The organism is Pseudomonas sp. KH_046_1 (genome assembly GCF_057839025.1).
In genome coordinates, this window is record NZ_CM174481.1 from 3167744 (window position 1) to 3189571 (window position 21828).

The window sequence follows — 21828 nt, forward strand, 5'->3', positions numbered from 1 at the left end:
AATGCTCGAAATCCTTGGCCACAACTACATCGGCGGAGCGCGCAGCGCCGTCGGCGGCATCATCCTGAACAGCCATGACGCCAGCACCGGCGAAGCACTGCCCTACTCTTTCGTGCAAGCCACCGCGCAAGAAGTCGACGCGGCCGCCCAGGCCGCTGCGGCCGCCTATCCAGCCTTTCGTAATTTGCCGGCGACGCGCCGGGCGCAATTCCTTGAAGCCATCGCCGCGCAACTGGATGCCATGGATGACGAGTTCGTTGCCCTGGTGACCCGTGAGACCGCCCTGCCCAGCGCCCGGATTCAGGGCGAGCGCGGCCGCACCAGCGGCCAGATGCGTCTGTTCGCACAGGTCCTGCGTCGGGGCGATTTCTACAGCGCGCGCATCGACCGTGCCCTGCCGGAGCGTCAGCCGCTGCCACGGGTTGACCTGCGCCAGTACCGGATCGGCGTCGGCCCGGTGGCCGTGTTCGGCGCCAGCAATTTTCCGTTGGCCTTTTCGACTGCTGGCGGCGATACCGCAGCGGCCCTGGCCGCTGGTTGCCCGGTGGTGTTCAAGGCCCACAGCGGGCACATGGCAACCGCCGAATGCGTGGCCAATGCGATCCTGCGCGCCGCCGAGCAGACCGACATGCCCAAGGGTGTGTTCAACATGATCTACGGCGCTGGTGTCGGTGAAGCGCTGGTCAAGCACCCGGCGATTCAGGCCGTCGGTTTCACCGGCTCGCTCAAAGGTGGCCGTGCCCTTTGCGACATGGCCGCCGCACGGCAACAACCCATCCCGGTGTTTGCCGAGATGAGCAGCATCAATCCAGTGTTGGTATTGCCCGAAGCCTTGCGTGCGCGCGGCGAGAAAATCGCCGGTGAACTGGTGGCATCGGTGGTCCAGGGTTGCGGGCAGTTCTGCACCAATCCGGGGTTGGTAATCGGTATTCGCGCCCCTGAATGGACGGCGTTCACTGCGCGACTAAGCAACCTGATGACCGAACAACCGGCGCAGACCATGCTCAATGCGGGCACCCTCGGCAGCTATGAAAAAGGGCTGCGGGCCTTGCTCGAGCATCCGGCCGTGACGCACCTGGCGGGCCACGACCAGCAGGGCAATCAGGCTCGGCCGCAACTGTTCAAGGCCGACGTCAGCCTGCTGCTCAATGGGGATCCGCTGCTACAGGAAGAAGTGTTCGGGCCGACCACCATTGTCGTTGAAGTGGCGGACAAGGTTGAGCTGCGGCAGGCGTTGAACAGCTTGCACGGGCAACTGACTGCGACATTGATTGGCGAAGCATCGGATCTTCAGACCCATGCGGACCTGCTGATACTGCTGGAACAAAAAGTCGGCCGGGTACTGTTCAACGGTTACCCCACCGGGGTCGAAGTCTGCGATGCCATGGTCCATGGCGGGCCTTATCCTGCAACCTCCGACCCCCGTGGCACGTCGGTTGGCAGCCTGGCCATCGAGCGATTCCTGCGTCCGGTGTGCTACCAGAACTGCCCGGACGCCTTGCTACCCGACGCCTTGAAAAACGCCAACCCGCTGGGGATTGCACGGCTGGTGGATGGCAGCAGCCAACGCGAGCCGGTTTAACAACACGACCTCCTGTGGGAGCGAGCCTGCTCGCGATAGTGGTGTGTCAGTCGACGAAAATGTTGAACCTGATGCCCTCATCGCGAGCAAGCCCGCTCCCACAGGATTGAGCACTTTGATTCAATCAGGCGAGCAAGGCCTTGAGGTCGTTGTACAGCGCCTCGGGAATTTGCACGCCTTCCACCAGGCTGCGTACCCGCGCCGCGTAACGTCGTTGCGACGGTAAGCGTGCGCCCTGCCCTTCAATGCCCTGGAACAACGTTTCGGCCCGGGCCAAATGTTCTTCAGTGGCGTCCCCCAGAAAGCGCCGAGGGTCCAGGGCGATGATCAACTCGCCATGGTACGGCGACGACTTGCTGCCCCCGTCGTAAGCCAACGACTCGGCACTGGTCAGGTCACCAATCAGCGGCCCGGCAATCAACTCCACCATCGCCGCCAGCGCCGAACCCTTGTGCCCGCCGAACGTCAGCATCGCGCCGCTGTCGAGCACCACGTTGGCGTCGGTGCTCGGCCGGCCTTGGGCGTCGACGCCCCAACCTTCGGGAATCGCCTTGCCGGCACGCCGGTGCAGTTCGATATCACCACGGGCAATCGCGCTGGTGGCGAAGTCGAACACAAACGGATCTTGCCCCGCACGCGGCCAACCGAAGGCGATGGGATTGGTGCCGAACACCGGCAGTCGTCCTCCAGCCGGCGCCACCCAGGCGTGGCTCGGATTACACGCCAGTGCCACCAGACCGGCAGCGGTCAGCTGCTCGATCTCCACCCACAGCGCCGAGAAATGTACACAGCGGTTGATTGCCAACGCCGCAATGCCGTTGGCCCGGGTTTTCTGCGTCAACAACGGCAACCCCGCCTGAAACGCCAACTGCGAAAACCCACCGCCAGCATCCACCCGCACAATCGACGGCGCCTGGTCGATCACCTGTGGCTCGGCATCGGCTGACACCTTGCCGGCCCGCAGGGAATTCACACACCCCAGAATCCGGTACAAACCGTGGGAGGCACAGCCATCACGTTCGCCAACAAGCACCGTCGCCGCCACCGCTTGTGCATGGGCCAGATTAAAACCGTTGTGCAACAAGATCGATTCGGCCAACTCACGGGCTTCGATCAGGGTCAGTCGGATCATGGTCATCTCCTTGGACAGACCGGTCAGAGTGGTCTATCCGAGGCGTTATGGCTTGATGGGTTTGGACATTAGCGGTGACGAAATTGGCACAGCGCAGGCAGTTGAGGCCTGTTAAACCAACTGACTTTTGCATCCAATGCAACACACAATTGCCATCAATCCAGTTGATGAAGACCGAACGCAAGGCGCAGGCTAGAGGGCTGGCTGGGGTCTTATATCATTCCGGATGATAGTTACCTTCGCCCCATTCGATTCGTGAGATACAAACCCGCCGCGCATCATTCGCCAATCTCAACACATTGGCGGATGCATCCATGGAACAGTCACTCAAACATTTGCGCTTCCCGTTGGCTTTGTTGGCCGTAGTGGTGATCAGCGCTTGCGGCAAGGCCCCGGAAACCGCCGCCAGCATGCCAGCGGCCAAGGTCAGCGTGGCCAAGGTGCTGGAACAACCGGTCAACGAATGGGACGAATTCACCGGCCGCCTCGAAGCGCCGGAAACCGTCGAGATTCGTCCACGGGTCTCCGGCCAGATCGATGAAGTGGCGTTCACTGAAGGCGCCCTGGTCAAGAAAGGCGACCTGCTGTTCCAGATCGACCCGCGTCCGTTCCAGGCTGAGGTCCGCCGCCTCGAAGCCCTGGTTGCACAATCGCGCGCCAATGCCACCCGCAGCGAAAACGAAGCCCAGCGCGGTGAGCGCCTGCGCACCAGCAACGCCATTTCCGCCGAACTGGCCGATTCGCGTACCAGCGCTGCTCAAGAAGCCCGCGCCGCCGTCGGTGCCCTGCAAGCGCAGCTGGACCTGGCCAAACTGAATCTGAGCTTCACTCGCGTGACTGCTCCAATCAGCGGCCGCGTCAGCCGTGCGGAAATCACCGCCGGCAACCTGGTGACCGCCGACACCACCCCGCTGACCAGTGTGGTCTCCACCGACAAGGTGTACGCCTACTTCGACGCGGACGAGCGTGTGTTCCTCAAGTACACCGAGCTCGCTCGCCAGGGCAAGCGCGGCGCCACCACCCCGGTCTACATGGGCCTGTCCAACGAGGACGGCAACCCGCACCAGGGCGTGATGAACTTCGTCGACAACCAGGTCAACCCGAAGACCGGCACCATCCGTGGTCGCGCCGTGTTCGACAACAGCGATGGCAGCTACACCCCGGGCCTGTATGCACGCCTGAAACTGGTGGGCAGCGGCACCTACAGCGCCATGTTGATCAACGATGAAGCCGTCGGCACCGACCTGGGCAAGAAATTCGTGCTGGTGATGGATGCCGACAACAAGACCGCCTACCGCGCGGTGGAACTGGGTCCGAAGATCGAAGGCCTGCGCATCGTGCGCAACGGCCTGAACAAGGACGACACCATCATCGTCAAGGGTCTGCAGCGGGTACGCCCTGGTTCACCGGTCACCCCTGAAGTGATTCCGATGGCCAGCGAACAAACTCTTGCAGCACTCGCACAACAACGCCAAGCGCTGGAAGCCAGCAACCTGCCCCAAGTCGCGCCTGCCAAGGTTGCACCGGGTACGGCTGTGAAACTGGCTGCCACGACCCCACGCGGTTAAGGGATTTTTACGATGAATTTTTCCCAATTCTTCATTTCACGGCCGATCTTCGCAGCAGTGCTGTCGCTGCTGATCCTGATCGCCGGTGCGATCTCGCTGTTCCAGTTGCCGATCAGCGAATACCCGGAAGTGGTGCCGCCGACCGTGGTGGTCCGCGCCAACTTCCCGGGTGCCAACCCCAAGGTCATCGGCGAAACCGTGGCCGCGCCGCTGGAGCAAGCCATCACCGGCGTCGAGAACATGCTGTACATGTCCTCGCAGTCGACCGCCGACGGCAAGATCACCCTGACCATCACCTTTGCCCTGGGCACTGACCTGGACAACGCCCAGGTGCAGGTGCAGAACCGTGTGACCCGCACCGAGCCAAAACTTCCCGAGGAAGTGACGCGCATCGGTATCACCGTGGACAAGGCGTCGCCCGACCTGACGATGGTGGTGCACTTGACCTCGCCGGACAAACGCTACGACATGCTCTATCTGTCCAACTACGCGATCCTGAACATCAAGGATGAGCTGGCGCGGCTGGGCGGTGTCGGTGACGTGCAACTGTTCGGTATGGGCGATTACTCGCTTCGTGTCTGGCTCGATCCGAACAAGACCGCTTCGCGCAACCTGACCGCCACCGATGTGGTCACCGCGATTCGTGAACAGAACCGCCAGGTGGCGGCCGGTGCCTTGGGTGCGCCCCCTGCCCCGAATGCCCAAAGCTTCCAGTTGTCGGTCAACACTCAGGGCCGCCTGGTTTCCGAGGAAGAGTTCGAGAACATCATCATTCGCTCTGGAGATAATGGTGAGATCACTCGCCTGAAAGACATCGCCCGAGTTGAACTGGGTTCCAGTCAGTACGCCCTGCGTTCCCTGCTGAATAACCAGCCGGCGGTGGCGATCCCGATCTTCCAGCGTCCGGGTTCCAACGCCATCGAAATCTCCAACGAAGTCCGGGCGAAAATGGCCGAGCTGAAGAAGACCTTCCCCGAAGGCATGGACTTCAGCATTGTCTATGACCCGACGATCTTCGTGCGCGGTTCCATCGAGGCGGTGGTTCACACCCTCTTCGAAGCGCTGATCCTCGTGGTGCTGGTGGTGATCCTGTTCCTGCAAACCTGGCGTGCCTCGATCATTCCGCTGGTCGCTGTGCCGGTATCGCTGATCGGTACCTTTGCCGTGATGCATCTGTTTGGCTTCTCGCTCAACGCCTTGTCGCTGTTCGGCCTGGTATTGGCGATCGGTATCGTGGTGGACGATGCCATCGTGGTGGTGGAGAACGTCGAGCGGAACATCGAACTCGGATTGACCCCGGTCGAAGCGACCAAAAAAGCCATGGGCGAGGTAACAGGCCCGATCATTGCGACGGCGCTGGTGCTGTGTGCGGTATTCGTTCCGGCGGCGTTCATCTCCGGTCTGACCGGCCAGTTCTACAAGCAGTTCGCCCTGACCATTGCGATTTCGACAGTGATTTCGGCCTTCAACTCCCTGACCCTGTCGCCGGCTCTGGCCGCGGTATTGCTCAAGGGTCACGACGCGCCGAAAGACCGCTTCTCCAAGGTGCTGGACAAGATTTTCGGCGGCTGGTTGTTCCGTCCGTTCAACCGCTTCTTCGAGAAGGCCAGCCATGGTTATGTCGGCACCGTTGCCCGTGTGATCCGCTCAAGCGGCATCGCCCTGCTGCTGTACGCCGGCCTGATGGTCCTGACCTTCTTCGGTTTCTCCAGCACCCCGACCGGTTTCGTACCCGGCCAGGACAAGCAATACCTGGTGGCCTTCGCGCAACTGCCGGATGCCTCGAGCCTGGACCGTACCGAAGACGTGATCAAGCGCATGTCCGACCTCGCCCTTAAACAACCGGGCGTGGAAAGTGCAGTGGCGTTCCCTGGTCTGTCGATCAACGGCTTCACCAACAGCCCAAATGCCGGCATCGTGTTCGTGACCCTGAAACCGTTCGACGAGCGTAAAGACCCGAGCATGTCCGCCGGTGCGATCGCCGGAGCCTTGAACGGCCAGTACGCGAACATCCAGGAAGCCTACATGGCGATCTTCCCGCCACCGCCGGTACAAGGCCTGGGCACCATCGGTGGTTTCCGCCTGCAGATCGAAGACCGGGGCAACCTGGGCTACGAAGAGCTGTACAAGGAAACCATGAACATCATCAACAAGAGCCACAACGTGCCGGAACTGGCCGGCCTGTTCACCAGCTACACGGTCAATGTGCCCCAGGTCGATGCCGCCATCGACCGGGAAAAAGCCAAGACCCACGGCGTGGCCGTCAGTGACATCTTCGACACCCTGCAGATCTACCTGGGTTCGCTGTATGCCAACGACTTCAACCGCTTTGGCCGTACCTATCAGGTCAACGTTCAGGCCGAGCAACAGTTCCGTCTCGAATCCGACCAGATCGGCCAGCTGAAAGTGCGTAACAACAAAGGCGAGATGATCCCGCTGGCGACCTTCATCAAGGTCAGCGACACCTCAGGTCCCGACCGCGTGATGCACTACAACGGCTTCATCACCGCTGAAATCAACGGTGCGGCAGCCCCCGGCTACAGCTCCGGCCAGGCCGAAAAAGCCATCGAAAAACTGCTCAAGGAAGAACTGCCCAACGGCATGACGTACGAATGGACCGACCTGACCTACCAGCAGATTCTGTCCGGCAACACCGCGTTGTTCGTGTTCCCGCTCTGCGTACTGCTGGCGTTCCTGGTGCTCGCCGCTCAATACGAAAGCTGGAGCCTGCCACTGGCGGTGATCCTGATCGTGCCGATGACCCTGCTGTCGGCCATTACCGGTGTAATTGCTTCCGGTGGCGACAACAACATCTTTACCCAGATCGGTTTGATCGTGCTGGTGGGGCTTGCCTGTAAGAACGCGATTCTGATCGTCGAGTTTGCCAAGGACAAACAGGAGGAAGGCTTGAGCCCGCTGGCGGCGGTACTCGAAGCGTGCCGTCTGCGTCTGCGGCCGATCCTGATGACCTCCTTCGCGTTCATCATGGGTGTTGTGCCGCTGGTGTTCTCCAGCGGTGCCGGTGCCGAAATGCGTCATGCCATGGGTGTGGCAGTGTTCTCCGGGATGCTCGGGGTGACCTTCTTCGGTCTGTTGCTGACGCCAGTGTTCTACGTACTGATTCGTAACTTTGTCGAGCGCGGCCAAGCGCGCAAAGCCGCCAAGGCCGCCCTGAAGCTGGAGTCGCACTGATGAGTTTGAAAGCCTTCCTGCCGAGCCTGCTGGTACTGGCCCTGAGTGCCTGTACCGTGGGCCCGGACTACAAGACGCCAACCACCGAGGCGGCCAACATCACGGCCGCCACCGATGGCGCCGCCGGCCAGAAGAATTTTGACCGTTCGCGTTTCGAAGGCATCTGGTGGCAGCAGTTCGACGACCCGACCCTCAACCAGCTGGTGACGCAATCCCTACAAGGCAACCGCGATTTGCGCGTCGCCTTCGCCCGCTGGAAAGCCGCACGGGCGATCCGCGATGACGTCAGCAACGACGCCATGCCAACCATCACCAGCCGCGTCAGCAGTGACCTGGGCAAAGGCCAGATTCCGGGCCAGACCACCGACCGGGTCAACAGCGAACGCTATGACCTGGGCCTGGACATGGCCTGGGAAATTGACTTGTTTGGTCGCATCCAGCGCAACCTGGAGTCGGCCAACGCCGAGCAACAGGCGTTCGAGGCCGACCTGTACCAACTGCAAGTCACCATGATTGCCGAACTGGTGGATTCCTACGGGCAACTGCGCGGCGCGCAGCTGCGGGAGAAAATTGCCCTGGCCAACCTGCAGAACCAGCAGGAGTCGCGCAAGATCACGGTCAGCCTGCGTGATGCCGGCGTCGGCGATCAGCTCGATGTGGAGCGCGCCGATGCGCGACTGGCGTCGGTTGAAGCCAGCGTGCCACAACTGCAGGCCGAACAGATCCGACAGAAAAACCGCATCGCCACCCTGCTGGGTGAACGCCCGGACAAGCTGACCGTGGACCTGAGCCCGAAAGACCTGCCGGCGATCGCCAAGGCATTGCCGATCGGCGATCCGGGTGAACTGCTGCAACGCCGTCCGGACATTCGCAGTGCCGAGCGCCAACTGGCTTCGGCCACGGCACGTATCGGCGTGGCCAAGGCGGATCTGTTCCCGCGGGTCAGCCTCAGCGGCTTCCTTGGCTTTACGGCCGGGCGCGGTTCGCAGATCGGCTCCTCGGCGGCCAACGCCTGGGCGCTGGGCCCGAGCATCACCTGGGCGGCGTTTGACCTGGGCAGCGTCAAGGCCCGTTTGCGTGGCGCCGACGCCGATGCCGAAGGCGCCCTGGCGACCTATGAGCAACAAGTGTTGCTAGCCCTGGAAGAATCGGAAAACGCCTTCAGCGATTACGGCAAACGTCAGCAGCGCCTGATCTCGTTGATTCGCCAGAGCGAGTCCAGTCGCTCGGCCGCCGACCTGGCGGAGATCCGCTACCGCGAAGGCACGGCCGATTTCCTCGTGCTGCTCGACGCCCAGCGTGAACGCCTGGCGGCCGAAGACACCCAGGCCCAGGCTGAAGTCGACCTGTATCGCGGCATCGTCGCGATCTACAAGGCCCTCGGTGGCGGCTGGCAGCCGGAGACGGTCGCGAGCAAGTAATACGGTTTTAAAGCGCTCCTTTGGTTGGCCGCAACCAACCAATTTCTTAGCCCTGCGTCTCATTCGGTCGCGGGGCTTTTTTTGCTCTCAAAAACACCTCACACCCCTGTAGGAGCGAGCCTGCTCGCGAAAAACTCCAGGGCGCCGCGTTTTTTCAGGCCTCCCGCGTCATCGTTGTCGACCATCGCGAGCAGGCTCGCTCCTACAGGGGTTAGCGATGGTTTTCCTGGACGGTCACAGTGGCCGTGGTCCCGGCCCTCAGATTGTTTTTACCGGCATAGTCGGCATCGATCTCGATCCGCACCGGCACCCGTTGCGCCAGCTTGATCCAGGTGTAACTGGGGTTGATATTCGCCAGCAGGCGGCCACCGGGCAGGTTTTCCCGGTCGGCAATGGCGAAGGCAATGCTCTGCACTTTGCCGCCGAACGTTTCGCCACTCATCAACTCGATCTTGACCCGGTCGCCCTCCCCGATCCGCGGCAACTTGGTTTCTTCAAAGTAACCGCTGACATAGAAGCTGTCGCTGTCCACCAGCGCCAGCAATGGACCGCCGGCTGAGGCGTAGTCGCCCTCCCGGGTCAGCAGATTGGTGACAAAGCCGGTCACCGGGGAGACGACGTGGGTACGCTGCAAATTGAGCTCGGACTGGGTCAAGGCCGCGATGGCCAGTTGCACGTTGGCCTGGGCCAACACCAGATTGGCCTGATTACGCATCAAGTCGGCCTGGGCCACCGACACATCGGTGTTGGCTTTCTCCCACTCTTCGCCGGAAATCGCCGAACGATCCTTGAGCGTGCGCCGCCGTTGCTCTTCGCTCTGACGTTGTTTGAGCAAGGCTTCGCTGGCAATAATGGCCGCCTGGGCTTGCCCAAGTGAGGCTTTCGCCACCTCCACCGCGCGCTTGGCATGCTCCACCGCCAGGGTGTAACGCGCCGGATCGATCTCCAGCAGCGCCTGGCCTTTGTTCACATGCTGGTTGTCCTGCACGGCCAGGCTGACGATTCGCCCCGAGACGTCGGCGGACAAGGTCACCACATCGGCGCGCACCCGGGCATCCCGGGTCCAGGGCGCGCGGGTGTAATGCTCCCAGGCGAACCAGCCCAGGATCAAGGCCAGCAGTACCACTGCCACCGTCGAGAGTCGGGAAAGGATGTTCTTCAAGGCATCAGGCTCCCATGACCAGAATCAGCGTGGCGCAGACGCAGGCGTACAGCGCTCCTTCGAACAACGCCTCGTGCCAGACAAACTGCAGCACACCGAGGCGCCGCAACGTCCAGTCCAGCAGCAGGAAAATCGGCAAGCCCAGCAGCAGCGCCTGGGCAATCGGGGGCAGATAGGCGCCACCCACTTCCAGATCAATGGGCAAGGACAGGGTCTCCTTCAGGGCCTGAGGGTTGAAAGTAGCCGCGATAACGCTCGACGAACGACACCACGATCAACAGCGCCACACGCATCCGGAATACCGACCACAAGTGCGCATGAACATCGGTATGCAGGGCATCCAGGTCGTCGCCCAGTGTGTGGAGACTATCAAGCACCTGCGCCACTTCGACCCCGGGCCGGCCGGCGACCAGCCTGCCCGTTTCCCGGACTGTCGAAAACAGGCGACTTTGCAGATCCGCACTCAGCAGTGCGTTGTTCTGCCCCTGCTGCCTGAGCTGATTCAAGGCAATACCCAGTGCCATGCAGGCCAGGCTGACCTGGAACCGCTCACGCGATTGTGGCTCCCGGGTCGCCGGCAGCAGCCCCAGCATCATGGTCAGGCGATCAACCATGCGGCTCTCGAACGCAAACTGCTGTTCATCGCTCGCCGAGGTTTTCAGCAAGGCGTACACCTGCTCGCAGTTCTCTTTGTGGAGCCGGCGCATGCGCAAGTCCGGCATGAACGGAAAGATCAGCGCGTAGACACTCAAGGCCAGCACGGTCGCGCAGGTATAAGCCCCGGCAAACTCAAACCACTGGATGGCGGTGTTCTGGCCAATCCCCACGTTCAACGGGCCAAGCAACAGAAAGGTCGTGAGCCCCAGACCAATCCCGGTACCTGTCGTGGGTGGACTGGCCAGCCCCACCGCTACGGCGTAGAGCAAGGGGGCCAGCAGCAGGGCAAGCATCTCGAAATTGCTGATCATCGGCACAAACATGAACTGAAGGAGCGCCGAGGCCACCAGTGCCAGCCCGAATCCCCTGGCGTAGCTTTGCACCGCCAGCAGCGGCCGGGGAAACGTCGACATCAGCGAGCACAGGATGCCCACCAGCACCATCCCGCCTCGCGCACCGTCCCAGCCGGTTTCGATCCAGATCAGGCCGGCGATCAACAGCGCGGAAAAGGCCCGGACAGCGTTCATGGTCGCCAGGGTGAAGTCCAGGTGCAGCGGGTTTTCCCGCCCGCGAAACACGCTGCTGGCTGGGCGCCCGCTCTGGATGGCATCGCTCAATTCCAGAATCTGCTCCAGTTGCTGCAGCAGGCGCGCCTGCTCCCAGCGCAGTGACCAGGCCAGCGAGCGCAAGGTGGCCGGCAGCGGTTCGGTCAATTGTTCGGCCCTGTAGGCCAGCTCATCAAAGCGTTGTTGCAGCGACGTGAAATGGTGGCGCTTGTCACTGGACAGCGAACGCCCCTCCCGCGCCAGCTCATCGAGAAAGGCCAGTTCTTCGGCACGCAGCCGTTGGATTTCTTTTGGCAACTCGCCCTCCCAGCGCTCGGTCAGCAGCAGCCGCTGGTGGCGCAAGGCGGTCAGCCGTGCGGTCAATAACACCAATTGGTTGCCCAGCAGTTGCACCAGACCGTTGGCACTGCGCAACCGTGGCGCATCGTAGTACATGTGCCGGCGCACGCCCTCCAGGCCGCTGATCTGGCCCAACAGCTGCATTTGCCGCTGCAGGAAATCGGCTTCGCTCTCTTCGGTGCGAATGACGGCGCTGGCATGGGTGGCCAGCAACCGGGTGATTTGATCGATCCTGGCGAAGTAATCCCGGGCCACGGCTTCGGGCCTGGCGGTAAGCAGGCTGACCACGCACACACAGGCAACCGCCAGCAACGTCTCGGTGACGCGGGTCACCGCCAGCAAAAACATGCCGTCCTGGTCCGGCACCGCCAGCAAGGCCACCACCACGGCGGTGTAGCCGCTGAGGACAAACGCCCCGGAACTGGTATAGCGCAACAAAGTGCCACCGGCGGTGCACAACGCCAGCCACAACGCCAGAGTGGTGATGAACGGCAACGGCGCCTGGGGAAAGATCGCCATGATCAGCACCGCCACGGCCGCGCCCGTCGTGGTGCCGATCACTTGGCCAAAGCTGCGGGCCAGCACCATGCCGCCCAGTGGCTGGCTGATGATGACCACGGCCATGATCGACCACTTGGGCTGGTCCAGGTCGAACAAAAACGCCAGGTACAGGGTCAACAACCCGGCCGCCATGGTTCGCAAGGCAAACAGCAACACCCCGGGCCCGGGGTGGAGCATGGCCTTGAAGTACTGCAACAACGCTTGCATGGGAACACTCGTCGAAACACCTCCAGCAAGCGTAGTCACTGCTGCGGGGCCTCGAGAGGTTTTGCTGTCGACGCAGCTTGCAGGCCCGTTGATTATCGAGTGGAGGGCTGTTCAACCGTTCGAATCGAGCGTGAGCGTCGTCAAGGTTTGACTCAAGGCCTGGCCTGACCGAAGCTGGCGCCTTTGCCTAAGCTCGCCAGTTTCCGGATTCCTGCATGCCCAAGTCCCGCCGCTTTCTGTTTATCAGCCTCTTCGCCCTGCTCGTCATCGGCCTTGTGTGGTTTTCCCTGCGCGATACCACCCCGGTGGTTCCCGAGGCTATCCAGCATGGCTACAGCGAAGCGCTGGCGGCAGCCCGGGGTGGCAAACCAGGTGCCGCGCGGGTGCTCTATCAGCAATTGGCCCGTCCGGACCTGTCCCCCAAGCGTCGTGTCTGGCTGCATGCCGAGCTGCCTAACTACCCAAGCTCGGTGGCCCTGAAACTGGCGGATGCCGACTTGCAGAACGAGTCGCCCGAAGTGCGTATCGCGGCGATCAGGAGCATCAGTGGCCTGGTGCCGAGCGGCCAACGCAGTCTGCTGCTGGGGCCCTTGCTCGATGACAGTGAACAAAGCGTGCGGCTGGCAGCCATCAACGCGCTGCTGGGGTTGTCCCCGGATGATCTGGGTTTGTATTTCGGGCCGCTGGAGCAAGCCATCGATGCCTGGGAGCAAGTGCTCAAGAGCGCCCCCCAAAGCGCCGAAAATCAATACCAACTGGCCCGGCTGCACCTGCACAATGCCGAGCTCAAGCAAGCGCAACAGGCGCTGGACAACACCCTGCGCCTGGCGCCGGACAACCTGCCGGCGCTGGTGCTGCAAATCGAGGTGCTGGATAAACAGGGCCAAAACGACGCCGCCCGGCAACTGTTGGCCAGGCAGCTGCAGGCGCAGCCCAACTCGGCCTACCTGCAACACGCCCTGGGGCTCTGGCTGCTGCATCACGAGCAAAGCGAATTCGCCCTGCTCGGCCTGTCCAAGGCCGTTGAACTTGAGCCCAATAACCGCGATTACCGCTACGACCTGGCCACCACGTTGCACGGTGAGCAGGAGCTCGAAGCGGCGCAGAAACAGTTGCAGGAAATCGTTCAGCGCCACCCGAACGATCGCAAGGCACGGGTGCTGCTGATCAATTACTGGAAGGAAAGCGGGCAGCTGCAAAACGTGCAGATCCTGCTGGCCCAACTCGAGCAGATGAACCCCGATGATCCGTCGTTGCAACAAGGGCTTTGACCCGGCCTGAAATTTCGTTGAACCGTCGTCCCGGCCCAGGGTCAAGTGAAAAGGCAGCCCGTTGCAGCACTTCGCAGCGGCTGTCTCGTTGACCCTGGCCATGTGAGGACGCTGGTTTGTCTCTATCCAACGATTTGAACCGAGCCAAGGCCGCCAACGGTATCGAAGGTCTGGACGCTATCCTCGACGGCGCCTTGTCCCATGAATGGCAGATGGACGATATCCCGTGAAGGCCGTGCAAGCGACACCCGAACGCGCCATCATCCTTGCACCGCGGGGGCGCGACGGCCAGATGACCTTGACGATGCTCAAAAAGGCAGGGCTCCAAGGAGTGATCAGTCGCGACCTGCCGGGATTGTGCGCCGAACTGGAACAGGGTGCCGGCCTGCTGCTGATCTCTTCCGAGGCGCTGCTGGGTGCTGATCTCGAACCGCTGACCCGCCTGATTGAACAGCAGCCTGCGTGGTCGGACCTGCCGATCGTGTTGATGACACACCATGGTGGCCCGCAGCAGAATCCGGCATCACGCTTCGGCGCGCAATTGGGCAACGTCACTTTCCTCGAACGGCCTTTTCACCCGGTCACACTGATCAGTCTGGTCACCACCGCCTTGCGCGGGCGTCGACGACAGTACGAAGCCAGGGATCGCCTGATTGACCTGAGCCAGAGCGAGTTGCGCCTGCAAAACACTCTCGAGACCCTTGAGCAGCAGGTGGAAGAGCGGACCGAGCAATTGCGCCACAACGAAGAAGCATTGCGCCAGTTGCAGAAAATGGAAGCCGTCGGCCAGCTCACCGGCGGCATCGCCCATGATTTCAACAACATGCTGACCGGCATCATCGGCAGCCTGGAATTGTTGCGTCGACGCCTGGCCCGGGGGCGAACCGAAGACCTGGACAGCCTGATCGACCTGGGGGTGACTTCGGCCAACCGCGCGGCGGGCCTGACTCACCGCCTGCTGGCGTTTTCCCGCCGTCAGTCGCTGGACTCCAAACCCGTGGAGATGAACAGCCTGGTGATCTCCATGGATGAACTGCTGCAGCGCAGCATCAACGAAAGCATTCGCCTGGACATGCAACTGGACGAGCAACTGTGGGTGGCCGAAGCCGACCCCAATCAACTGGAAAGCGCCCTGCTCAACCTGGTGATCAATGCCCGCGATGCCATGCCCAATGGCGGCAGGCTGGTGGTCTCTACCTCGAACCAGCACTTTGATGAGGACTTCACCCAAGGCCAGAGCAATCTCGATGCGGGTGACTACGTGGTGCTCAGCGTCACCGACACCGGCTGTGGCATGCCGCAAAGCACCATCAACCGCGCCTTCGACCCGTTCTTCACCACCAAGCCCATCGGCCAGGGCACCGGCCTCGGGCTATCGATGATCTACGGTTTCAGCAAACAGTCGGGTGGCCACGTCGCCATCCACAGCGAAGTGGGCAAAGGCACCACGGTGAGTCTGTTTCTGCCGCGCTTTGGCGGTGACCTGCCCCGGGACCATCCACTGGACGTCGAACATTCACCGCTCGCCAATAATGGCGAGACGGTGTTGATTGTCGAGGACGATCCGGCGGTGCGGGTCCTGGTCAGTACGGTGTTGAGCGATCTGGGTTATGCCTTCGTCGAGGCCTGTGATGGTGATAGCGCCGTGCCGATACTCGATTCGCCCCAGCGCATCGACCTGCTGATCAGCGATGTCGGCCTGCCCGGCATGAATGGCCGGCAACTGGCGGAAATCGGCCGGCAACTGCGGCCCGACCTCAGGGTGCTGTTCATCACCGGCTACGCCGAGCACGCCGCGGTGCGCGGCGGCTTCCTCGATCCGGGCATGCAGTTGATCACCAAGCCGTTTACCTTTGATCTGTTGACGGCGAAGGTAAGGGAGATGATCCGCGCCTGAATGCTTACGAAAGCATGTCCTGCATCAATTCCTGCAACTTATCCAGATCGAAGGGCTTGTCCAGGATCGGCGCCTTGCGCGTGATCGGGCTGTCGGTCTCACGGATTTCCTGGGCATAGCCGCTGATGAAAATCACCTTGAGTTCGGGTCGCAGCTTCACGGCGGGCTCGGCGATCTGCACGCCGGAGATTCCACCGGGCAAGCGGAAGTCGGTGATCATCATGTCCAGGTGCGGTTTGCTCGCCAGGATTTCAAAGGCCTGTTCGCCGTTTTCGGCCTGCAATACGCGGTAACCCTCGCCCGACAGATAAGCGGACAGCACCATCAGAATCGAGGGATCGTCCTCGACGACGAGTACTACATCTTGTGCATCTTCGCTCATGGGAAGCCTTTGTTCGGTCAATTGCTGCTGATACGACCGTGGGGTCGATCAGAGGTTGCGTTTACCTGTCTGTTTTCCTACAGCGGCAGACAAACGCGAAACAAGGCGCCTTCGCCAATCCTGCTCTGGACGGTAATAGTACCGCCATGGGCGGCCACAATCTGCTCTGAAATAAACAATCCCAAGCCCAGTCCGGCGACGGCGTGCTTGGCCGATACGCGTTCGAACTGCTGGAAAATCCGTTTCTGGTTTTCTTCGCTGATGCCAATCCCTTGATCCTGCACGTCCACCAACGCCTGGCCACCTTCACTGTAGACCTTCACCGAGATCGGGCTCTTGGCCCCGTAGCGCAAGGCGTTGGTCAACAGGTTGGAAATGACCTGCTCAATACGAAATTCGTCCCAGTTTCCGATCACCGGTTGCGCGGCATCGAGTGTGACCGACGCCTCGGCGGCGTCGATCTGCTGGGAAAAGTTGTGCAACAGGTGGCGAACCAGCGTCGAAAGATCGATGCGCGTCGGCCGGATCGACAAATTTCCGGTGCGAATGCGCGAGACATCGAGCATGTCTTCAATCAAGCGAATGAGGTTTTTGATCTGCCGCTCATCGCGGTCGACCATGGCGTGCATCTTGTCCAGGGTGAAGGCGGCGGCGTTATCCCGGGCCAGGTGCATCTTGCGCAACTGGGTTTCAAGGATCAGACCGTTGAGCGGCGTGCGCACTTCGTGGGCGACGATGGACATGAAGTCATCGCGCATGCGCACCGCCTGTTCCAGTTCCAGCTGGGTGTTTTGCAACTGCTTGAGCAGGGTCTCCTGTTCGCGGCGACTTTGCTCAAGGGCCAGCACTTGTTCCTTCATCGCCTTGCTTTGGCGATACAGATCGACGAACACATTGACCTTGCTCTTGACCGCCTGGATGTCCAGCGGTTTGTGCAGGAAATCCACGGCACCGCTTTCATAGCCCTTGAAGGCATAGTTCAATTCACGCCCGGCGGCGCTGACAAAAACGATCGGAATGTTCCTGGTCTTTTCCGTGCCACGCATCAACTCGGCCAGCTCGAAGCCATTCATGTCGGGCATCTGCACATCGAGGATGGCCAAGGCGAATTCGTGTTGCAACAGCAGGGACAAGGCTTCGTCGGCGGACAGCGCCTTGTAGACGATGCGGTCCTCACGCTTGATCAGCGCTTCGAGCGCCAGCAGATTCTCTGGCAGATCGTCCACGATCAGCAGTTTGGCCTGGATATTACTTAGCATGCGGTTCGTTCCAGCTCGACAAGCAAACGGCCGATGCCTTCGCGCAGCGGGCGAGGATGTGCAACAGCGCCTCGACGCCACCGGCGGAGGCACCGATCACGATCGCTTCGATAGCCGGCAAGTTCGTTGCATTGTTCATGATTTTCGATAGATCCGTTCTAGTTTGACCAGCGGCTCGAACTGATCACCGAAGGCTGAGAAATCCGGGGTTTCCTTACTGCCCAGCACCAGGAAACCGCGATGGCAGAGGGACTCATGAAACAGTCCGAATGCCCGACTCTGAAGATTTTTATTAAAATAAATCAATACGTTACGACATGAAATTAATTGAGTTTCGGAAAATACGCTGTCCGTCGCCAGGCTGTGATCGGCGAAGGTCACGTTCTCGCGCAGGGTCTTGTCGAAAATCGCGTACCCATAGGCCGCCGTATAATAGTCGGCAAACGAACACTGGCCACCGGCCTGCTGGTAATTAGCAGTGTAGGCGCGGACATTCTCCATTGAGAAAATCCCTTGCTTGGCCTTTTCCAGCGAGCGCGGATTGATGTCGGTGGCGTAGATGATGGTGCGGTCGAGCAGGCCCTCTTCGCGCAGCACAATGGCCATCGAATACACCTCTTCACCGGTGCTGCATCCGGCGATCCAGACCTTGATCGAAGGGTAGGTTCGCAGCAACGGCACCACTTCCTTGCGGATGGTCAGGAAGTGCGAGGGGTCGCGAAACATCTCGCTGACCGGAATGGTCAGCAATTGCAGCAATTGCATGAAGGCAGTGGGGTCGTGCAGGACCTTTTCCTGCAACGCCGAGATGGTATTGCACTCGAACTGACTCAACGCATGGTTGACCCGGCGCTTGATCGAAGCGCCGGAGTAATCGCGAAAATCGTAGCTGTACTTGAGGTAGATCGCCTCGATCAACAACCGCAATTCGATTTCGCTGTTTCGCTCCACTGAGGAATTGCGCTCCACTAGATCCGTTCCATCTTCGGTAACCACACACGAATCAGCGAAAACAGGCGATCGAGGTCGATGGGCTTGGCCAGGTAATCGTTGGCGCCGGCCTGCAGGCAGCGCTCTTGATCGTCCTTCATGGCCTTGGCCGTCACCGCGATGATCGGCAGCTTGCGCCAGCGCGGGTCCTTGCGGATTTCAACGGTGGCTTCAAAACCATCCATTTCCGGCATCATCACGTCCATCAACACCAGATCGATGTCTTGCACCTCATTCAATCGTTCAATCGCTTCGCGGCCGTTGCGGCCAATGACCACGACCGCGCCCTTTTGCTCCAGCGCGCTGGTGAGGGCGAAAATGTTGCGCACATCGTCATCCACCAGCAGCACCTTGCGGCCCTCGAAGACCTTGTCGCGACTGCGGGCGACCTTGAGCATCTTCTGCCGTTCATGGGACAACCGTGATTCGACTTTGTGCAGAAAAAGCGTCACCTCATCCAGCAACCGCTCCGGCGAGCGTGCGCCCTTGATGATGATCGAACGCGAATACTTGCGCAGTTCGGCCTCTTCATCCCGGGTCAGGTTGCGCCCGGTATAGACGATGACGGGCACAAAGGAGCAGATGTCTTCGGTGGACATGCGCTTGAGCAGGTCATTGCCGAGCATGTCCGGCAGCTTGAGGTCGATGATCATGCAATCGAAGACCGACGTGCGCAGCAGATCCAGCGCCTCCTGCGCCAGGCCAACGGCAGTGATCTCGATGTCATCGTCGCCGATCAGGCGGGCAATACTGTCGCGCTGCAAGTCGTCGTCCTCGACCAGCAGCACGCGCTTGACCTTCTGGGTCAGCTTGGCCTCGAGGCGTGCAAACACATCCTTGAGTTCCTCGCGGGTGGTCGGTTTGACCGCATAGCCAATGGCGCCCATGTGCATCGCCGCCTCGACCCGGTCTTCGACCGAAATCACATGCACCGGGATGTGCCGGGTCTCGGCGTGTTCCTTCAGGCGTTGCAGCACGGTCAGGCCGGAATGATCCGGCAGGCGCATGTCCAGCAGGATCGCATCGGGGATGAACGCCTTGGCCAGGTCGTAGCCTTCGTCGGCACCGTGGGCCACCAGGCACTGATAACCCAGTTCATGGGCCAGGTCGTAGAGGATGTGCGCAAAGTTCGGCTCATCCTCCACCACCAGCATGCAGCGGCTGGTGAACGGCCCCTTGTTGCGATCGTCGTCGAAACGCGGAATGTCGACTTCGGCCACCCGTGGCGACAATGTGGGCGGCAATCCACTCGGCGCGGCCGCCACAGGAACGGCTCGCATCGGTTCGACAGGCACTTCGCCCGGTTCCACGTACTGTTGCGGCAAGACCAGGGTAAACACACTGCCCTGCCCCGGCGTGCTGCTCACGCTGATGGAGCCGCCGAGCAAGGCCGCCAGGTCACGGGAGATCGACAACCCCAGCCCGGTGCCGCCGTAACGCCGATTGGTGGTGCCATCGGCCTGACGGAACGCTTCGAAGATGCTTTCGTGCTGATCCACCTCGATGCCGATCCCGGAATCGCCGATGCTGAACGCGATGCCGTCATTCGGCGCCTTGGCGACAGACAGGCTGACGCTGCCGCTTTCAGTAAACTTCACGGCGTTGGACAGCAGATTCTTGAGGACCTGCTCCAGGCGCTGCCGGTCGGTGTACAGCATCAACGGCGCACCGTCTTGCATATCCACCTGGAAATCCAGCTGCTTGTCGGTGGCCAACGGCTGGAACAGGCCGCGCAGGCCATCCACCAGACGCACCACGCTGGTGTTCTCCGGACGGATTTCCAGCTTGCCGGCCTCGACTTTGGAAATATCCAGAATGTCGTTGATCAGGTGGAGCAAATCATTGCCGGCGGAGTAGATCGACTCGGCGAACTTGACTTGCTCGGCACTGAGGTTTTGCTCGGGGTTTTCCGCCAGCAGCTTGGCCAGGATCAACGAGCTGTTCAGCGGCGTGCGCAGCTCATGGGACATGTTGGCGAGGAATTCGGACTTGTACTTGCTCGATCGCTGCAATTCTACTGCGCGTTCTTCGAGCTGGATCTGGGCCTGATTGAGCTCGGTATTCTTCAAGTCCATGGCGTCGCGTTGCTCGGCCAGTGCCTCTGCCTGCTCGGCGAGTTGTTCGTTGGTCTGCTCCAGCTCCACCTGCTGGGTTTCCATGTGCGCCTGGGACTCCTTGAGAATCCGCGATTGTTCTTCGAGCTCTTCGTTGGCGGTCTTGAGTTCTTCCTGCTGAACCTGCAATTCTTCGTTGAGTTGCTGGGTTTCGGCCAACACCTCCTGTAAACGCTGGCGATAGCGTGCCGCCTCGATCGAGGTCCCGATGTTGCCGGCAATCAGCTCAAGCAATTCAACGTCACGGTCCGTCAGTGGACGCAGAAAGCCCAACTCGATCACGCCATTGACCCGCTCGTCATCGCTGGTTGGCACCACCAGCACACTGCGCGGCAAACCGTCACCGAGGCCGGAGCTGACCTTGAAATAATCTCCCGGCACCTCGTCCAGGCGAATCAGCCGTGCCTGCTGCGCTACTTGGCCGACAATGCCTTCGTCGCTGTAGATCTGCTGTTCACGGTCTTGCTGTTCGCGGGAAAAACCGTAGGTGGCGATGCGCTTGAGGCCGCCGTGGTCTTCGCGCACATAAATAGCCGCTACGGCGGTGCCCAGGTACTGCGCGCAGAACTGCAGGATGTTGCGACCCAGCATGTTCAGGCTCAATTGCCCCAACACCTGCTCGGCCAGTTCGGTCTGGCCGTTGCGCAGCCAGGCCTGTTGCTCCAGACGATGAGCGCTGGCCTGCTGGCCGGCAAGGTTGACGCTGTAGTTCTGCGACAGGGTCATCAAATCGCGACGCCCGACATACGCCAGCAACCCACTGACCCCGGCAATGAACAACAGGTAGAGACTGATGCTCATGACCGTGGTACGTCGCACTTCATCATTGCGCGATGCACGCAACTGTTGCTCGGTGTCGATCACCGCCTCGAACTGCTTGCGAATTTCATCGGTCAGGCGTTTGCCGCGTCCGGCCTTGACCACGGCGCGATAGTCCCCGCTGCTGCGCTGCAAATCGATCATCGATTGTGCATAGTCGGACCACTCCTGCTGCAAGGCCTGCAACCGCAATAAGCGGTCGGTCTGCACCGGGTTGTCGGCGGTCAGTTCGAGCATGGTGTTGAGCGCCACGGCGATGCGCGGCTTGGCGGTTTCGTAGGGGTCGAGGAAATGTTCGTCGCCACTGAGCAGGAAACCGCGCATCCCGGTTTCCAGGTCCACGGTCAGCTTGACCGCTTCATTGGCGTTATTGATCACCCGATCGGTGTGCTCCACCCACTGGATCGTCGACAGTAAATAGCTGATCAGCGACACGAAGAACACGGCGCTGATGAGACCCAGACCCAATGGCAGGCTGATGTTGCGGCTCAGGAGTTTACGAAATCGTTGTTCATCAACCGAGGACGCGGAGGGCATGGGGCGGGCCTTGTCGAACTGTCAGATTGCAAGGAGTTTGCCCCAAAACTGGCACATTGATCCAATTTTCTGACATGTTTGCGCGCAAGGTCCTACATTGCGCTGCACCCGTTCCCGGGCCACGGGTTATCCTCGCGTGGCCTGCACTGCAATTCTTTTTTACAACGTAGGG

14 protein-coding genes and 1 pseudogene are annotated in these 21828 nt (G+C 60.9%); 6 read left to right on the plus strand and 9 right to left on the minus strand.

What is annotated here, in order from left to right; genetic code table 11:
* The first annotated feature begins 1 nt into the window (after position 1).
* Positions 2-1582 (plus strand): aldehyde dehydrogenase (NADP(+)), encoded by a 1581-nt coding sequence (locus AC3IT9_RS14615; RefSeq protein ID WP_489270195.1) that lies wholly within the window; start codon positions 2-4, stop codon positions 1580-1582.
* 124 nt (positions 1583-1706) lie between these two features.
* Here the strand turns inward: AC3IT9_RS14615 and AC3IT9_RS14620 are convergent, their stop codons facing one another.
* Entirely contained in the window at positions 1707-2714 is a 1008-nt protein-coding gene (locus AC3IT9_RS14620; RefSeq protein ID WP_489270196.1) for an Ldh family oxidoreductase, read from the minus strand.
* A gap of 314 nt (positions 2715-3028) precedes the next feature.
* Between AC3IT9_RS14620 and mexE the strand changes: the two genes are divergently transcribed.
* Genes mexE through AC3IT9_RS14635 form a run of 3 tightly spaced genes read left to right on the plus strand, consistent with a single transcriptional unit; the run spans position 3029 to position 8895 of the window.
* Positions 3029-4282, plus strand: coding sequence for a multidrug efflux RND transporter periplasmic adaptor subunit MexE (gene mexE, locus AC3IT9_RS14625; RefSeq protein WP_150723798.1), 1254 nt, complete (start codon positions 3029-3031; stop codon positions 4280-4282).
* A gap of 12 nt (positions 4283-4294) precedes the next feature.
* A complete protein-coding gene (locus tag AC3IT9_RS14630) occupies positions 4295-7474 on the plus strand; it encodes an efflux RND transporter permease subunit (RefSeq protein ID WP_150757094.1) in 3180 nt (1059 codons plus the stop codon).
* Positions 7474-8895, plus strand: coding sequence for an efflux transporter outer membrane subunit (locus tag AC3IT9_RS14635; RefSeq protein WP_489270197.1), 1422 nt, complete (start codon positions 7474-7476; stop codon positions 8893-8895). Before AC3IT9_RS14630 ends, AC3IT9_RS14635 begins: the two co-directional genes overlap by 1 nt.
* 211 nt (positions 8896-9106) lie before the next feature.
* Here AC3IT9_RS14635 and AC3IT9_RS14640 read toward each other — a convergent pair whose 3' ends face one another.
* The 3 genes from AC3IT9_RS14640 to AC3IT9_RS14650 are packed head-to-tail and all read right to left on the minus strand — an operon-like array spanning position 9107 to position 12387.
* Entirely contained in the window at positions 9107-10057 is a 951-nt protein-coding gene (locus tag AC3IT9_RS14640) for an HlyD family secretion protein (protein WP_150753616.1), read from the minus strand.
* 4 nt (positions 10058-10061) lie between these two features.
* Positions 10062-10262, minus strand: a complete 201-nt coding sequence (locus AC3IT9_RS14645) for a DUF1656 domain-containing protein (protein WP_032829912.1) — start codon at positions 10260-10262, stop codon at positions 10062-10064.
* Positions 10252-12387 carry an FUSC family protein gene (locus AC3IT9_RS14650; RefSeq protein WP_489270198.1) on the minus strand — a complete coding sequence of 712 codons (2136 nt, stop codon included), beginning with the start codon at positions 12385-12387 and terminating at the stop codon, positions 10252-10254. The genes AC3IT9_RS14645 and AC3IT9_RS14650 overlap by 11 nt, the downstream gene beginning before the upstream one ends.
* 215 nt (positions 12388-12602) lie before the next feature.
* Between AC3IT9_RS14650 and AC3IT9_RS14655 the strand changes: the two genes are divergently transcribed.
* Both AC3IT9_RS14655 and AC3IT9_RS14660 read left to right on the plus strand, forming a co-directional pair.
* Positions 12603-13658, plus strand: a complete 1056-nt coding sequence (locus tag AC3IT9_RS14655) for a tetratricopeptide repeat protein (RefSeq protein WP_150753614.1) — start codon at positions 12603-12605, stop codon at positions 13656-13658.
* A 205-nt stretch (positions 13659-13863) separates the two neighbouring features.
* Positions 13864-15555: an ATP-binding protein gene (locus AC3IT9_RS14660; RefSeq protein WP_489270199.1), complete on the plus strand. Its 1692-nt coding sequence runs from the start codon at positions 13864-13866 to the stop codon at positions 15553-15555.
* 4 nt (positions 15556-15559) lie between these two features.
* On the opposite strand, the gene AC3IT9_RS14665 is transcribed toward AC3IT9_RS14660, so the two are convergent.
* From AC3IT9_RS14665 to AC3IT9_RS14685, 5 genes and pseudogenes are all read right to left on the minus strand, one after another.
* Complete coding sequence (locus tag AC3IT9_RS14665) at positions 15560-15937, minus strand: response regulator (RefSeq protein WP_007970583.1); 378 nt, start codon at positions 15935-15937, stop codon at positions 15560-15562.
* 77 nt (positions 15938-16014) lie between these two features.
* Entirely contained in the window at positions 16015-17196 is a 1182-nt protein-coding gene (locus AC3IT9_RS14670) for a hybrid sensor histidine kinase/response regulator (RefSeq protein ID WP_150753611.1), read from the minus strand.
* Between the two features lie 35 nt (positions 17197-17231).
* Positions 17232-17335: pseudogene (locus AC3IT9_RS14675) on the minus strand (chemotaxis protein CheB); the annotation flags it as partial.
* Positions 17332-18165: a CheR family methyltransferase gene (locus AC3IT9_RS14680; protein WP_489270200.1), complete on the minus strand. Its 834-nt coding sequence runs from the start codon at positions 18163-18165 to the stop codon at positions 17332-17334. The gene AC3IT9_RS14680 and the pseudogene AC3IT9_RS14675, both read right to left, overlap by 4 nt.
* Positions 18165-21656, minus strand: a complete 3492-nt coding sequence (locus tag AC3IT9_RS14685) for a response regulator (protein WP_489270201.1) — start codon at positions 21654-21656, stop codon at positions 18165-18167. Before AC3IT9_RS14685 ends, AC3IT9_RS14680 begins: the two co-directional genes overlap by 1 nt.
* Between the last annotated feature and the right edge of the window lie 172 nt (positions 21657-21828).

Coding starts and splice junctions, on each gene's coding strand:
- AC3IT9_RS14615 (WP_489270195.1), top strand. CDS start 2: ATGCTCGAAATCCTTGGCCACAACTACATCGGCGGAGCGCGCAGCGCC.
- AC3IT9_RS14620 (WP_489270196.1), bottom strand. CDS start 2,714: ATGATCCGACTGACCCTGATCGAAGCCCGTGAGTTGGCCGAATCGATC.
- mexE (WP_150723798.1), top strand. CDS start 3,029: ATGGAACAGTCACTCAAACATTTGCGCTTCCCGTTGGCTTTGTTGGCC.
- AC3IT9_RS14630 (WP_150757094.1), top strand. CDS start 4,295: ATGAATTTTTCCCAATTCTTCATTTCACGGCCGATCTTCGCAGCAGTG.
- AC3IT9_RS14635 (WP_489270197.1), top strand. CDS start 7,474: ATGAGTTTGAAAGCCTTCCTGCCGAGCCTGCTGGTACTGGCCCTGAGT.
- AC3IT9_RS14650 (WP_489270198.1), bottom strand. CDS start 12,387: ATGCAAGCGTTGTTGCAGTACTTCAAGGCCATGCTCCACCCCGGGCCC.
- AC3IT9_RS14655 (WP_150753614.1), top strand. CDS start 12,603: ATGCCCAAGTCCCGCCGCTTTCTGTTTATCAGCCTCTTCGCCCTGCTC.
- AC3IT9_RS14660 (WP_489270199.1), top strand. CDS start 13,864: ATGGCAGATGGACGATATCCCGTGAAGGCCGTGCAAGCGACACCCGAA.
- AC3IT9_RS14665 (WP_007970583.1), bottom strand. CDS start 15,937: ATGAGCGAAGATGCACAAGATGTAGTACTCGTCGTCGAGGACGATCCC.
- AC3IT9_RS14670 (WP_150753611.1), bottom strand. CDS start 17,196: ATGCTAAGTAATATCCAGGCCAAACTGCTGATCGTGGACGATCTGCCA.
- AC3IT9_RS14685 (WP_489270201.1), bottom strand. CDS start 21,656: ATGCCCTCCGCGTCCTCGGTTGATGAACAACGATTTCGTAAACTCCTG.